6 protein-coding genes and 2 pseudogenes are annotated in these 13,840 nt (G+C 63.4%); 4 read left to right on the forward strand and 4 right to left on the reverse strand.

Annotation, left to right across the window (positions count from 1 at the left end; translation table 11 throughout):
• Positions 1 to 104: 104 nt before the first annotated feature.
• From metH to ACJWXQ_RS08110, 3 genes and pseudogenes are all read right to left on the reverse strand, one after another.
• Positions 105 to 3,817: pseudogene (gene metH / locus ACJWXQ_RS08100) on the reverse strand (methionine synthase).
• A gap of 32 nt (positions 3,818 to 3,849) precedes the next feature.
• Positions 3,850 to 4,797: a methylenetetrahydrofolate reductase [NAD(P)H] gene (gene metF, locus ACJWXQ_RS08105; RefSeq protein ID WP_346052380.1), complete on the reverse strand. Its 948-nt coding sequence runs from the start codon at positions 4,795 to 4,797 to the stop codon at positions 3,850 to 3,852.
• Positions 4,798 to 5,321: 524 nt separating this feature from the next.
• A complete protein-coding gene (locus tag ACJWXQ_RS08110; RefSeq protein WP_406672554.1) occupies positions 5,322 to 7,661 on the reverse strand; it encodes a protein kinase domain-containing protein in 2,340 nt (779 codons plus the stop codon).
• Between the two features lie 145 nt (positions 7,662 to 7,806).
• On the opposite strand from ACJWXQ_RS08110, the gene ggt (ACJWXQ_RS08115) reads away from it, so the two are divergent.
• A complete protein-coding gene (ggt, locus tag ACJWXQ_RS08115; RefSeq protein WP_346052376.1) occupies positions 7,807 to 9,519 on the forward strand; it encodes a gamma-glutamyltransferase in 1,713 nt (570 codons plus the stop codon).
• A gap of 90 nt (positions 9,520 to 9,609) precedes the next feature.
• The gene (gene ggt / locus ACJWXQ_RS08120; protein ID WP_346052374.1) at positions 9,610 to 11,253 is read left to right on the forward strand and encodes a gamma-glutamyltransferase; all 1,644 of its coding nucleotides are present in this window, start codon (positions 9,610 to 9,612) and stop codon (positions 11,251 to 11,253) included.
• Here the strand turns inward: ggt (ACJWXQ_RS08120) and ACJWXQ_RS08125 are convergent.
• Positions 11,250 to 11,390: a hypothetical protein gene (locus tag ACJWXQ_RS08125; RefSeq protein WP_346052372.1), complete on the reverse strand. Its 141-nt coding sequence runs from the start codon at positions 11,388 to 11,390 to the stop codon at positions 11,250 to 11,252. The genes ggt (ACJWXQ_RS08120) and ACJWXQ_RS08125 overlap by 4 nt on opposite strands.
• Between ACJWXQ_RS08125 and ACJWXQ_RS08130 the strand changes: the two genes are divergently transcribed.
• A complete protein-coding gene (locus ACJWXQ_RS08130) occupies positions 11,389 to 12,390 on the forward strand; it encodes a hypothetical protein (RefSeq protein ID WP_346052370.1) in 1,002 nt (333 codons plus the stop codon). The genes ACJWXQ_RS08125 and ACJWXQ_RS08130 overlap by 2 nt on opposite strands.
• Before the next feature lie 94 nt (positions 12,391 to 12,484).
• Positions 12,485 to 13,840 (forward strand): annotated as a pseudogene (locus ACJWXQ_RS08135) (excinuclease ABC subunit UvrA); the annotation flags it as partial.

Below are 13,840 nucleotides of genomic sequence, written 5' to 3' on the forward strand. Positions count from 1 at the left end.
CATCTGTAGCCCTCTGCGGATTCTCTGTGTTCTCTGTGTCTAGACCCCTAGGCCTGAAGCTGGCAGCCCGCTAGCAGGAAACGGTACGGCCCAATGATGATAGCTCAGGAGCCTGTGGCCCGGAGGGAGCGTTTGGCGGGATCGTAGGCAAGGTTGGGGGCTAGCCAGCGCTCGGCTTCCTCCAGTGTCGAGCCCTTGCGTTCGGCATAGTCCTGGACCTGATCTCGGTCGATATTGCCGAGGCCGAAATAACGGGATTCGGGATGCGCGAAGTAGAAGCCCGAGACGGAGGCCCCTGGATCCATGGCATAGTTCTCCGTCAGGCGCATACCGGTGCGTCGCTCGGCATCCAGCAACGTCCACAGCGTGCCTTTCTCGCTGTGTTCGGGGCAGGCCGGGTAGCCGGGCGCCGGACGTATGCCCTGGTAGCGCTCACGAATCAGCGACTCATTGTCCAGTGTCTCCCCCGATGCGTATCCCCACAGTCGAGTCCGCACCTCCCGGTGTAGATACTCGGCGAAGGCCTCGGCCAGCCGATCCCCAAGGGCCTCGATCATGATGGCGTTGTAGTCGTCCCCGGCGGCCTTATAGGCCTGGCTGCGCTCGCTCACCTCCGGCCCGGCGGTCACTGCAAAGCCGCCGAACCAATCACCTCGGCCGGGCGGGGCGATGAAATCGGCCAGACAGAGATAGGGTTTGCCCGATGGGCGCTCGGATTGCTGGCGGAGAAAATGGAATCGGCACTGTTCCTGATCGCTCCCTTCCTCTGTCAGGACCCGCACATCGTCGCCGGCGCGTTCGGCCGGAAACAGGCCCACGACACCGCGCGGGCTGAGCCACTGCTCCTCCTCGATCCGATCGAGCATGGCTCGGGCCTCGTCCAGCAGTTGCCGGGCCGTTCCCCCCTTCTCCGGGTCATCGAGTATGCGGGGGTAACTGGCCTTGAGCTGCCAGGCATGGAAAAAGGGCGTCCAGTCGATGTATTCGCGCAAGGTGGCGACATCGGGACGAATGTCATGGAGGCCGGGCTGAGCGGGTCGCTGTGGCGACCAGCCGCGATCCGGCTCAAAGCGCCGTTGGCGCGCCTTCTCCAGCGGCAGCAGGCGACGGCGACTGTCCTTGCGGGCACGTTTCTCCCGGAGACGGGCCTGTTCGGCGGCCACTTCGTCCACGAAGCCACCCCGTTGCTCACGGTTCAACAACCGGGAGACCACCCCCACGGCCCGCGAGGCATCCTTGACGTGAACCACCGGCGCCCCGTACTCAGGCGCCACCCGCAATGCGGTATGGGTGGGCGAGGTGGTGGCACCACCGATGAGCAGGGGCAGACGGAAGTCCTGCCGTTCCATTTCCGCAGCGACCCGGCTCATTTCATCCAGGGACGGTGTAATCAGGCCGGACAGGCCGATGATATCCACCTCGTGCTTTCGGGCCTCGTCCAGGATCTTTTCGGCCGGTACCATGACCCCAAGGTCTATCACTTGGTAATTGTTGCACTGCAGAATGACGCCGACGATGTTCTTGCCAATGTCGTGGACATCGCCCTTGACGGTTGCCATCAGCACCTTGCCCTTGGCCCCTTCACGATCGTCTTTCTCAGCTTCAATATAGGGAATCAGCCAGGCCACCGCCTTTTTCATCACCCGGGCGGATTTGACCACCTGGGGCAGAAACATCCGGCCCGAGCCAAACAGGTCGCCCACCACGTTCATGCCATCCATGAGCGGGCCTTCGATCACATCCAGGGGATGGCTGGCCGCCTGACGGGCTTCTTCCACATCTGCCTCAATGTGCTCGACAATGCCGTGGACAAGGGCGTGTTCCAGGCGTTTGTCCACGTCCGCCTCGCGCCAGGCATGGTTGACCTTTTCCCGCTTGCCCTGACCACGGTAGTCGTCGGCAATCTCAAGCAGACGCTCGGTGGCATCCGGGCGGCGGTTGAGAATGACATCCTCCACCCGTTCTCGCAGTTCGGCCGGGATGTCCTCATACACCGTCAGCTGCCCGGCATTGACGATGGCCATATCCAGGCCCGCCTGGATGGCGTGGTAGAGAAAGACCGAGTGCATGGCTTCGCGAACGGGATTGTTGCCACGAAAGGAAAAGGAGACATTGGACAGGCCGCCGGACGTGAATACACCGGGCAGTTCCTGCTTGATCCGCCTGACCGCCTCGATGAAGGCCACCCCGTAGTCGTTGTGCTCTTCGATGCCGGTGGCCACGGCAAAGATATTGGGGTCGATGATGATGTCATTGGGCGCAAAACCGGCCTCTTCGGTGAGCAGCTTCACCGCCCGCCTGGCAATGGCCACCTTATGATCAACCGTTTCCGCCTGACCATCCTCATCAAAGGCCATCACCACCACGGCCGCACCATAGCGGCGAACCAGCCGCGCCTGATGAAGAAATTCCGCTTCCCCCTCCTTGAGGCTGATGGAGTTGACCACCGCCCGGCCCTGTACGCATTGCAGGCCCGCCTCGATTACCTCCCACTTTGAGGAATCGATCATGATCGGTACCCGTGCGATATCCGGTTCGGTCGCGATCAGATCGAGGAAGCGGCGCATGCATTCAACGCCGTCAAGCAGCCCGTCATCCATATTGATGTCTATGATCTGGGCGCCGCCCTCCACCTGTTGCCGTGCCACTTCCAGGGCCGTCTCGTAGTCTTCGGCCTCGATCAGTTTGCGGAAACGGGCCGAGCCTGTGACATTGGTGCGCTCACCGACATTGAAGAAGCCCGTCTCCGGTCCCACCAGCAGCGGTTCCAGTCCGGACAGCCGCAGGCGGAATACCGTTTCATCACCCTGGTACCGCTCGTCCAGCATCAGGCAACACTCCGTTCTTTTCCTGTCAGCGGCCGCGGTGGTTTGTCAGCAACCGCCGCCGCGATTTGTCGAATATGTTCCGGGGTGGTGCCGCAACATCCACCAATGATGTTGACCAGCCGACTCTCGCCCCACTCGGCGATCAGCTCGGCCATGGTCTCCGGGTCTTGATCGTACTCACCGAGATCATTGGGCAGCCCGGCATTGGGATGGGCGCTGACGGCCACATCGGCAACCCGGCCGAGTTCGGCCACATACTGACGCAGTTGTTCTGCACCCAGGGCACAATTGAGGCCCACGCTGAAGGGGCGGGCGTGCATCACGCTGTGCCAGAACGCCTCGACCGTCTGACCCGACAGGGTGCGGCCGCTGGCGTCGGTGATCGTGGCCGAGATCATTACCGGCCAGCGACGGCCACGGGCTTCGAATGCCTCATCCAGGGCAAACAGGGCAGCCTTGGCATTGAGGGTGTCGAAGATGGTTTCCACCATGATCAGATCCACGCCGCCCTCGATCAGGCCATCAATGGCCTCGGCATAGGTGCTCACCAGATCGGGGAAGCGGACATTGCGCTTGGCCGGATCATTGACATCTGGCGAGATCGAGGCGGTCTGGTTGGTTGGCCCGAGTACACCGACTACCCAGCGATCATGGCCTGTAGCCGATGCCACTTCATCGGCCGCGGCCCGTGCCAGTTCCGCACCCACCCGATTGATCTCATGGCTCAGGTCTTCAAGGCCGTAGTCGGCCTGGGAGATGCGGTTGGCATTAAAGGTGTTGGTTTCAATGAGCTCGGCACCGGCTTCGAGATAATCCCGGTAAAGCTGCTGGATTTTTTCCGGCTGGGTCAGGTTGAGCAGATCATTATTGCCTGCCAGTTCGCTGGGGTGATCCCGGAAGCGCACACCCCGAAACGCGGCCTCGTCCAGTTTCAGATTCTGGATCATGGTCCCCATGCCACCATCGAGGACCAGAATCCTTTCCGCCATGCCTTGCTGAAGGGTCTCGAAACAGTCCTTGCTCACAGGCTTACCACCTCCTGATCGGTTTTCGGCTGCCGCACCTTGGCGCTGCTGTCTCCCCTTCCCGGACAGATTCCCAGCATGCGGCAGATTGCCTTGGTCAGGCGGGCTCGATTGAGGGTGTAGAAGTGGAATTCGCTGACGCCTTCTTCTTGCAGCCTCATGCACTGCTCGGAGGCCACGGTTGCGGCAACCAGTTGACGGGTTTCGGGGTCCTCGTCGAGCCCATCGAACAGACGCGCCAGCCAGCGCGGCACGGTGGCACCGCAGGCCTCGCTGAAGCGGGCCACGGTGGCGAAATTGGTCACCGGCAGGATCCCGGGCACGATGGGCACATCGATCCCGGCCGCCCGCACACGATCACGCCAGCGCAGGAAGACCTCGGTATCGAAAAAGTATTGGGTAATGATTCGGCTGGCACCGGCATCCACCTTGCGCTTGAGATAGGCCAATTCCTCTTCGGGCGAGGTGGCATCTGGGTGGACTTCCGGATAGCCGGCAACGCTGATATCAAAATCTCCCACCGAGCGCAGACCGGACACCAGGTCCGCGCCGCTGGCGAAACCATCGGGATGGGCCCTGAACCGGCTTTCGCCTTCGGGCGGATCGCCTCGCAAGGCAACGATGTTGCGCACGCCAATATCCAGGTAATCCCGGGCCACGGACAGGACCGACTCCCGGCTTGCACCTACGCAGGTCAGGTGAGCGGCGGGGGTAAGATTGGTCTCCCGCAGCACCCGCGCCACCGTCGCATGAGTGCGTTCCCGGGTGGACCCGCCAGCACCATAGGTGACCGAGACAAAGCGCGGATTGAGAGGCGCCAACTCCACGATGGCGGACCAGAGCCGGGCCTCCATCTTTTCTGTCTTGGGCGGAAAGAACTCAAAGGACACCCGCAGGCGTGCGTCCTTGTCTTCTGTCCAGCGTGTACAGGGAATGTCGCTCATGGTTCGGCTGCTCCCGTGGTTGAACGGGCGCCGATTGATTGGCTTGCGGGAACGGAATCGTGCCAGAGGCGGGAGTCGTCCTAGCGGCACTCACCGCTTTAGCTGTATTTCTAGAGCGCCCGCAAGCTGGATATCAAATCGGCGCTTTGTGATTTCAGCTTGGGGCAGGGGAGTCCTAATGTCAAGTTCGCTTTGGCATAAGGTGGGGTCTCTGATTGGTTGCGGTTGGGGGCTTCGATTGGGGTAGTACCCTTCGATATCGGTGACGGGGGGCGTCCCGGCTTCGGTCCTGGTGGCCTTGCTCAGGGACGTAGACCCATCCCTGGGGGCTCTGCACGCGACGTCCTGTCGCTCACAGCCCTGAGCAAGGCCACCAGGACCGAAGCCTACCCTTGGTGGTGGTCACCTAGGCCGGAACGCAAACAGTCACCGGCATCGAAGGGTCCTACATAGATCGAAGCCGGGACGCTCCCGTCACCGACACCGAAGGGTGCTAACTCAAGCAAAGCCGACACGCGAAGGGACTACCCAAGTCGAGCAGCCACCTCCCGACGGCAACGACGCAAAGCGGCGGCCATTTCCGTCCCGGACTGGAAGCGTTTCTCCGGCTTCTTCTCCAGCGCCCGTTTCACGATACGACCCATGCAGGGGGGCAGGTCGGGGCGTTGGCGGCAGACATTGGGGGTCTTGTCGTTGGCGATCTTGTAGAGCAGCGTGGCCAGGGGCTCGCCCTGGAAGGGCAATTCACCGCGCAGCAGTTGATACAGGGTCGCGCCCAGGGAAAACAGATCCGACCGCCCATCCACCTTGCGGCCCAGCACCTGCTCCGGCGACATATAAGAGGGGGTCCCCAGAATCGTGCCCGTCTTGGTGCGGCGGGAATCGGTCAGGCAGGCGACCCCGAAGTCGGTCAGTACCACCCGCTCCGCATCCGGCAACCAGATCATGTTGGCCGGCTTGATATCCCGGTGCACCACCCCCTGGCCGTGGGCATAATCCAGCGCTTCCGCCACCTGGATGATGATGTTGCAGACCTGAGTCGCCGGCAGCAGGCGGTCGGGCTCGGTATGGTCCTGCAGTCCGATGCCATCGAGAAAGTCCATGGCGATATAGGCCAGATCCGCTTCCTCGCCCACATCGTAGATGGTGACGATATTGGGATGCTGCAGCCGCCCGGCCGTTTCAGCCTCGCGGAAGAAGCGCTCTGTCACCTGCTCCAGATCAGCCCCTTCGAACTCCTGGGCCAGGGCCATGGTCTTGACCGCGACCGTGCGCCCGATACGCGGATCATGGCCCAGATAGACCACGCCCATGGCGCCCTTGCCGATTTCCCGCTTGATTTCATAGCGGCCCAGCATGGGTTTTTGGACGCCCTCCTCGTCCAGTACCAGGGTGCCACCCGGGCCGTTGCGCGGACCCAGGGCGGTCTTGGTTTCCAGCTCCGACAGCTTGGCGATCCGGGTCCGGGCGTCACGGAAGTCGGGCGAGTGTTCATCCAGCCAGCGCAGCACTGTCTGGGCGCGGGCAAACTCACGCCGGCGCTCCAGGTCCAGGGCTAGCTCGTAAAGGCTTTCCAGTACCGGGCCCCGGGGCTCACAGCGGCGCAGGCGCTCAAAGGCAGCGTCGGTCTGACCCTGGCGGCGCAGGGACTCGGCAAGTTGCCGGTTGGCCTCTGACAGCTCCATCAGAATGCCCTCGCGGCGATAATCCAGACGCCGCTTGGCCAGCAGGGCACCGTGACCGGCAATCAAGGCCATCAGCGGCATGGCAAGTTCCAGATGCAGCAGCCGGATGGTGGGCAGCAGCAATTGCAGGCCGAACAGGGCCAACACCAGCAGCAGCCCGGAGTAGACCCCCAGACTGAGGTTGAGTCGTGGCAGCACCAGGCTCAGCCAGCCCGCCACCAGCAGCAAACCAAGCCAGGGCGCCCAGGGGCCCCAGTCCGGCTGTTGGTAGAGATGTCCGGCATGGATGGCCGCTGCGTGTTCGGCGGTCAGACGGGTGACGGCTTTGCCGTCGATTTCCACCGGCCCGATCACGACCGCGTGATTGGCCAGTTGATCCGGGTCCAGCTCCCCGCTCAGCAGCTGCTCAAAGTCCAGACGGGGCAGGGGGAGTTGATCGGGCCGGTAGGGAAAGGGGCGGAAGTGGTAGTGATTGTCGGCGACCTCGGCGAGCTGCCGGCTGCTCGCCCATTGTCCGTCCAGGCGTGCCGCCAGTTGTAGCGATAGGGCGGGCAGAAGCCCTTCCCCCATTTTCAGGGCGGCGTGAAAGCGGCCATGCTCACCGAGGGGAGTGAAACCGGCCGCGCTGGTGCCGCTGGCCTCCTGAGGCAGCAGCACGCGGCCGCCGGGGACCTGCCCCGGCTTGAGGCCCAGTTGCTGCTGCAGCCGCGCCAGCCAGCCCGTCTCACTCTCGGGCGGCGTCAGGCTGCTGCCGAGAAGATAATGGGGGAGACCGGACAGGGGGCGAGATGTCCCCGGCTGGGCCGACAGTCCCAGTAGCCAGCCTGCTTCCATGCTGCCGTTGCCGTCGGACCACCAGCCATCGGAACTTTCTGCCGCCGGCAATTTCCAGCCGGCGGGCAGCAGCACGACGACTTCCTCGGCGCCCGCTTTGCGGGCCTGTCCGATGGCCAGACGAAGCTGCTCGCCGAAATGGTCGGCATCGCCATGGGCCTTGAGGTCATCGACTTCCACGATCGCGATGTCGGCCTCGGGAGCGCGCGGTGTGGCCAGGGCCGTGCCCCAGTGGGTGATGCGGGCATCCAGTCCCTGCCAGCTTCCGGCCAGCCCGCCCACGCCCACGAGCAGGCAAAGGAGCAGGGCCAGCAAGCCGTCCCGCTGTCTGGATCGATCAAGCACAGTCTTCCCCCTGGCGCCTGGCGGCCCGTCAGCGCCGCCCCAGCTTATCCTGGCTAGAGTAAAGGAGCTTGCGCCGCTTTGACAGCCATCTGCCCGGCGGTCTGCTATCTTCAACCCACCAGACCCCTTCACTGCTGGAGGAACTATGCGCAAGTCATCCCCCTTTTTCGCCCTGATTGCTGGCGCCGCGTTCACGCTGCTTGTTGCACCGCTGCCGGCCTGGGATCGGGTCGAGACGGATCAACGCCTCAGCCGCTCCAATGTGCTCGCCACCGGGGCCATGGCGGCCACCAGCCAGCCTCTGGCTACCCAGGCGGCCTTGCAGGTCATGCGTGACGGGGGCAATGCGGTGGATGCGGCCATCGCCGCCAATGCCATGCTGGGTTTGACCGAGCCCACCGGCAATGGCATCGGCGGTGATCTCTTCGCCATCGTCTGGGACGCCGACAGCGAGGCCCTTTACGGGCTCAATGCCAGTGGCCGCGCACCCATGGATATGACCCGGGAGTGGTTTGAAGAAAACGGTTACGATCGGATTCCCCAGCGTGGCCCCCTGCCGGTGTCCGTGCCCGGTGCCGTGGACGGTTGGTTCGAGCTTCACGACCGCTTCGGTCGAGCCAGCATGGAAGACATTCTGGGCCCCGCCATCCACTATGCCGAGAACGGCTTCCCGGTGACCGAGGTGATTGCCTATTACTGGGCGCGCAACGCCGAGATCCTGAAGGAGTACGAGAACTTCCCGGAAGTCTTCATGCCCGAAGGCCGTGCCCCCCGAACCGGGGAAATATTCCGCAACCCGGATCTGGCCAACACCATGCGGCTGCTGGTGGAGGAGGGTCGGGAGGCCTTCTATGAGGGAGAGATTGCCGAGGCCATCGCCGACTACATGGAACGCCAGGGAGGTTTTCTCACTGTCGAGGACATGGCCGCCCACGAGTCCACCTGGGTGGACCCGGTCTCCAGCAGCTATCGCGGTCATGAAGTCTGGCAGCTACCCCCCAATACCCAGGGTATTGCCGCGCTTCAGATTCTCAATATTCTCGAGCACTGGGACCTGTCTGAGCTGAGCCTGGATGATCCGGATTACATCCACCTCTTCGTGGAGGCGAAAAAGCTCGCCTTCGAGGACCGGGCCCGTTTCTATGTCGACCCGGCGTTCAGCGATGTGCCGGTGGCGGAGCTGATCTCCAAGGAATATGCCGAGCAACGTCGGGCCCTGATCGACCCCGAACAGGCCGCCGATTCCTTTCCCGCCGGCGACCCGCGCCTCAATGACGCGGATACCATTTATCTCACCACCGCCGATGAAGACGGCAATATGGTGTCACTCATCCAGAGTAATTACCGCGGCATGGGCTCGGGCATGACCCCGGACGGGGTGGGTTTCGTGCTCCAGAACCGGGCGGAGATGTTCAATCTGGACGCTGACCATGCCAACAGCCTGGAACCGGGCAAGCGCCCTTTCCATACCATCATTCCGGCCTTTGTCACCCGTGATGGCGAGCCCTGGATGAGTTTTGGCGTCATGGGGGGCGGCCTTCAGCCCCAGGCTCACGCCCAGATTTTGATCAACATGATCGATTTCGGCATGGGTCTGCAGGAGGCGGGTGACGCCCCGCGCATCTCTCATGTGGGCAGCTCCCAGCCGGAGGGCGATGTGATGGAAGACGGTGGCACCGTGCAGCTGGAAACCGGCTTCTCGGCGGAAACCGTTGAAGCCCTCCGGAAGCGTGGCCACGAGGTGGTCGTGGGCGAGGGCTTCTTTGGCGGCTACCAGGCCATCATGCGCGACCCCGATACCGGGGTCTGGTACGGCGCCTCGGAACCTCGCAAGGATGGTCAGGCTGCGGGCTATTGATCAGAGCCTCCCTGGCCGCTGCCAGTCTCTCGAAAGCCTGTGGCACAATGCCGACAGACCTTCTGGCAACAATAAAAAAAGGAAACCGGTATGAGTGCTCGATACCCGCGTGATTCCTGGGCTACTCGATCCGAAGTCTTCGCAGGCAACGGCATGGCGGCGACCAGCCAGCCCCTGGCCTCCCAGGCCGCCCTGGCGGTGCTCCAGGAAGGCGGGTCGGCAGTGGATGCGGCCATTGCCGCCAATGCCGTGCAATGCGTTGTGGAGCCCACCGGCGCCGGGCTGGGGGGCGATCTGTTTGCCATGGTCTGGGATCCCAGCGGCAAACGTTTGCGTGGTTTGAATGCCAGCGGCGGTGCCCCCGCGGCGGCCACCCGCAGCTGGTTCGAGGGCAAGGGCCACAAGCAGATCCCCGACCAGGGCCCCCTGTCCGTGAGCGTGCCGGGCATGGTGCGCGGCTGGGAGTCATTGCATGGAGAATTCGGTCGGCTGCCCCTGCGCCGATTGTTGCAGCCGGCCGCGAGTCTCGCCCGGGACGGTTTCCCGGTTTCCGAAATCATTGCCGGCGAGTGGGCGGCCGAAGGCAAGCGCCTGGCCGAGCAGCCCGGCTTTGCCGGGACTTTCCTGCCCGCCGGGCGTGCGCCACGAAAGGGGGAGCGTTTTCGCAACCCGGGTCTGGCCAGGCTACTGGAAAGCATCGCCAATGACGGGCCCGGCGTCTTCTACCAGGGCCCGGCCGCTCGCAACATGGCCGAGACCGTGCAGCAGGCTGGTGGCCTGCTGGCAGAGCAGGACCTGGCCGGCTACCAGGCGGAGTGGGTGGAGCCGGTGTCGGTGGATTTCATGGGCAAGACGGTCTGGCAGTTGCCACCCAATGGCCAGGGTATTGCCGCCTTGCAGATGCTCAAGCTGATCGAGCCCTGGGATCTGAAACATGCCGGCTTCGGCAGTCCCGAGCACGTCCATCTGCTGGTGGAGGCCAAGAAACTGGCCTTTGCTGATCGCGCCCGCTATTACGCGGACCCGGCCTTCGAATCCTCCGCGGTCAGTGGTCTGCTGGACAAGGCCTATATCGATCAGCGCCGCAGATTAATCGACGAGTCCAGGGCGGCTACCCAGGTGGCTGCCGGTGAGCCCAGGCTGGATCGGGGCGATACCGTCTATCTGAGCACCGCCGACAGTGACGGCATGATGGTTTCGCTGATTCAGAGCAATTACATGGGCATGGGTTCCGGGGTGGTGCCGGTGGGTCTGGGCTTCTCGCTCCAGAATCGAGGTGCCCTGTTCAGCCTCGAGGCCGGCCATCCCAATGTCATTGCCCCCGGCAAGCGGCCCTTCCACACCATCATGCCGGGTTTTGTCACCCGTGAGGGCGAGCCCTGGCTCAGCTTCGGTGTCATGGGCGGGGCCATGCAGCCCCAGGCCCAGGTTCAGGTCCTGCTCAATCTGCTGGTCTTCGGCATGAACCTCCAGGCCGCCGGGGATGCCCCGCGCATTCGTCATGACGGCAGCGCGGGGCCCACCGGCAAGCCCGCCGCCGAGGATGGCGGCACGGTCAATCTGGAGCCCGGCTTCCCGGAGGGCACCGCCGATGCGCTCGGCAATCGCGGCCACCGGGTGCAGGTGGGCCAGGGTCATTTCGGCGGCTATCAGGCCATTGCCTACAATCCCGTGGATCGCATCTGGCGGGGGGCTTCGGAATACCGCAAGGACGGTCAGGCCTCGGGTTACTAGTGACCATACCCCATATGGGTGATGCCGCCCGGCTCAATGACGTCTAGACTGATATTGGGGGCGTCCTTGATTGCCGTGGCCTGGGCCAGGGAGATCGGCGAGGGATGCCGGTCTTGCTGTTGCTCGAGGTGGCCCATGGCTTATTCGATTTCACGCGGTTTGGTTTTTCTTCTTGTCTTCCTCTTCATTGCCATGCTGAACGGCTGTGCCGTCACACCGCAGCAAACGGAATACGAGATCACCTCCGATCCGCCCGGCGCCCGAATTTACCGCGGTAACAGCCCCGACAATCTGCGTTACTACGTCACCACGCCTTATCGGGATGTGACCAGCCAATCCAAACAGTGGTCACAGGATTATTTTCGCGCCAAGAAGGATGGTTATGAGCCCAGCGCGGTCCATCACCAGCCCACATTTCCCATGGGCCATCCCACTCGCATCCACTTTCGCCTGGAATCTCAGGGCAATGAACAGGACCTGGCCCCCTATCGCCGCCGAGATACCCTTTCTGCCTACGAGGAGTTCCTGGAGCGTTACCCCTCCAGTCCCCTGAGGGAGGAGGTATTCGGCTACATGGTGGCATTGATTGAAGCCCGTCCCGATCCCCTGCCTTACTACGATTCGCTTACCGACGAATTCCCCGATGCGGCGCAGGCGCTGCCCGAGGACCAGCAATTGCTTTTCCTGGGGCCCGCCGATCTCAAGGTTCATCATCTGGTCCAGTATCTGGACGACGGCGTTGGTGTCCCCATTCTGATTCAGCAGGTTTTCAACGAAGAAGGCGACTACGGTGACCTGGACATGGCCGACGTTCGGGGTCTGGGAGAACTGGGGCTGCCGGATGAGCTGATCGGGGCCATGATGCAATCCACCCGGGAGGCCCGTCGGGCCGCGGCCCGGGAGCAGTCATCGACGGCCCGCCAGACTGCGCCTGCCGCGGCGAGTCAGGCAGGCCCCTCGGCCCCGCAGGGGGCCCACCAGGGGGCGGAGCAGGACAGCAATATGCCGGCTGAGTGTGTCAGTCTGGCAGCCGCTCTGGCGGCCTGTGACCAGGTTGGCGGCTTTGGCGGCATGGCCTGCCGGGCCACCGCCCGGGGCCGATTCGACTGCCCGATTCCCATCGATCAGTTGCGCTAGGCTCGCTGGTCGGAAATCCGTCTCCGGCTGGTCCTGGGCCGGCCGGAGACGGTAAAATGGCCTGTTCTCCGAAGCCAACGAGCACGCCGCAAACATGGCCATGATCCGCGTCCAGGGTGCCCGCACCCACAACCTCCAGAACATCGATGTCGAGCTGCCCCGCGATCAATTGATCGTCATCACCGGCCTGTCCGGCTCGGGCAAGTCATCGCTGGCTTTCGATACCATTTACGCGGAAGGTCAGCGCCGCTATGTGGAGTCCCTCTCCACCTATGCGCGCCAGTTCCTGTCGATGATGGAAAAGCCCGATATCGACGATATCGAGGGCCTCTCGCCGGCCATTTCCATCGAGCAGAAGTCCACCTCCCACAATCCCCGTTCCACCGTGGGCACGGTGACCGAGATTCACGATTACCTGCGCCTGCTCTACGCCCGTGCCGGCCAGCCCCGCTGCCCCGACCATGACATCACCCTGGATGCCCAGACCATCAGCCAGATGGTGGATCAGGTGCTGGGCCTGCCGGAGGGGAGCAAATGCATGCTGCTGGCGCCGGTGGTGGACAATCGCAAGGGCGAGCATGTGCAGCTATTGCAGGAGCTGCGGGCCCAGGGCTTTATCCGGGCCCGGATCAATGGCGAGGTGGTGGAGCTGGACAATCCACCCAAGCTGGATCTGCGCCGCAAGCACAGCATCGAAGTGGTGGTGGATCGCTTTCGGGTCCGTGATGATCTGGCCCTGCGTCTGTCGGAGTCCTTCGAGACCGCACTGGGGCTGGCGGATGGCAGTGCCCGGGTGGCCTTCATGGATGAGCCGGAGCGGGAACCGCTGATCTTCTCCGAGAAGTTTGCCTGCCCGGAATGCGGTTACAGCCTGAGCGAGCTGGAGCCGCGACTGTTTTCCTTCAACAATCCCAATGGCGCCTGTCCCAGTTGTGATGGCCTGGGGGTCAACCAGTATTTCGATCCCGAGCGGGTGGTCCGAGACCGGGAGTTGAGTCTGGCCGGCGGCGCGGTGCGTGGCTGGGACCGTCGCAACCCCTATTACTGGCGTCTGATTCAGTCCCTGTCCGAGCACTACGGCTTTGACCCGGAGACGCCCTTTGGCGAGCTCGACGAGGCCGTGCAGCAGGCCCTGCTGTGGGGCAGTGGCGAGGAAGAGATTGCCTTTCGTTATCCCAGCCAGCGTGGTGGCACGGTGCTTCGCCACCATCCCTTCGAGGGTGTGCTGCCCAATATGCAGCGCCGTTATCGGGAGACCGAGTCCAGCATGGTGCGCGAGGAACTGGCCCGCTATGTGAGCAGCCGTTCCTGCCCCGAATGCCACGGCAGCCGCCTCAACCGTTCCGCCCGCCATGTCTTCGTGGCCGAGCGCAGTCTCCCGGAAATCTCCCGTCTGTCCGTGGGTGAAGCCACGGGCTTCTTCAAGGGTCTCAAACTGCCCGGCAAGCGC

Source organism: Natronospira sp. (assembly GCF_007134575.1).
Classification (GTDB): domain Bacteria; phylum Pseudomonadota; class Gammaproteobacteria; order Natronospirales; family Natronospiraceae; genus Natronospira; species Natronospira elongata.

Excerpts from the sequence above, each read along its gene's own strand:
- metF (WP_346052380.1), bottom strand. The coding sequence starts at position 4,797 with ATGAGCGACATTCCCTGTACACGCTGGACAGAAGACAAGGACGCACGC.
- ggt (WP_346052376.1), top strand. The coding sequence starts at position 7,807 with ATGCGCAAGTCATCCCCCTTTTTCGCCCTGATTGCTGGCGCCGCGTTC.
- ggt (WP_346052374.1), top strand. The coding sequence starts at position 9,610 with ATGAGTGCTCGATACCCGCGTGATTCCTGGGCTACTCGATCCGAAGTC.
- ACJWXQ_RS08130 (WP_346052370.1), top strand. The coding sequence starts at position 11,389 with ATGGCTTATTCGATTTCACGCGGTTTGGTTTTTCTTCTTGTCTTCCTC.
- ACJWXQ_RS08125 (WP_346052372.1), bottom strand. The coding sequence starts at position 11,390 with ATGGGCCACCTCGAGCAACAGCAAGACCGGCATCCCTCGCCGATCTCC.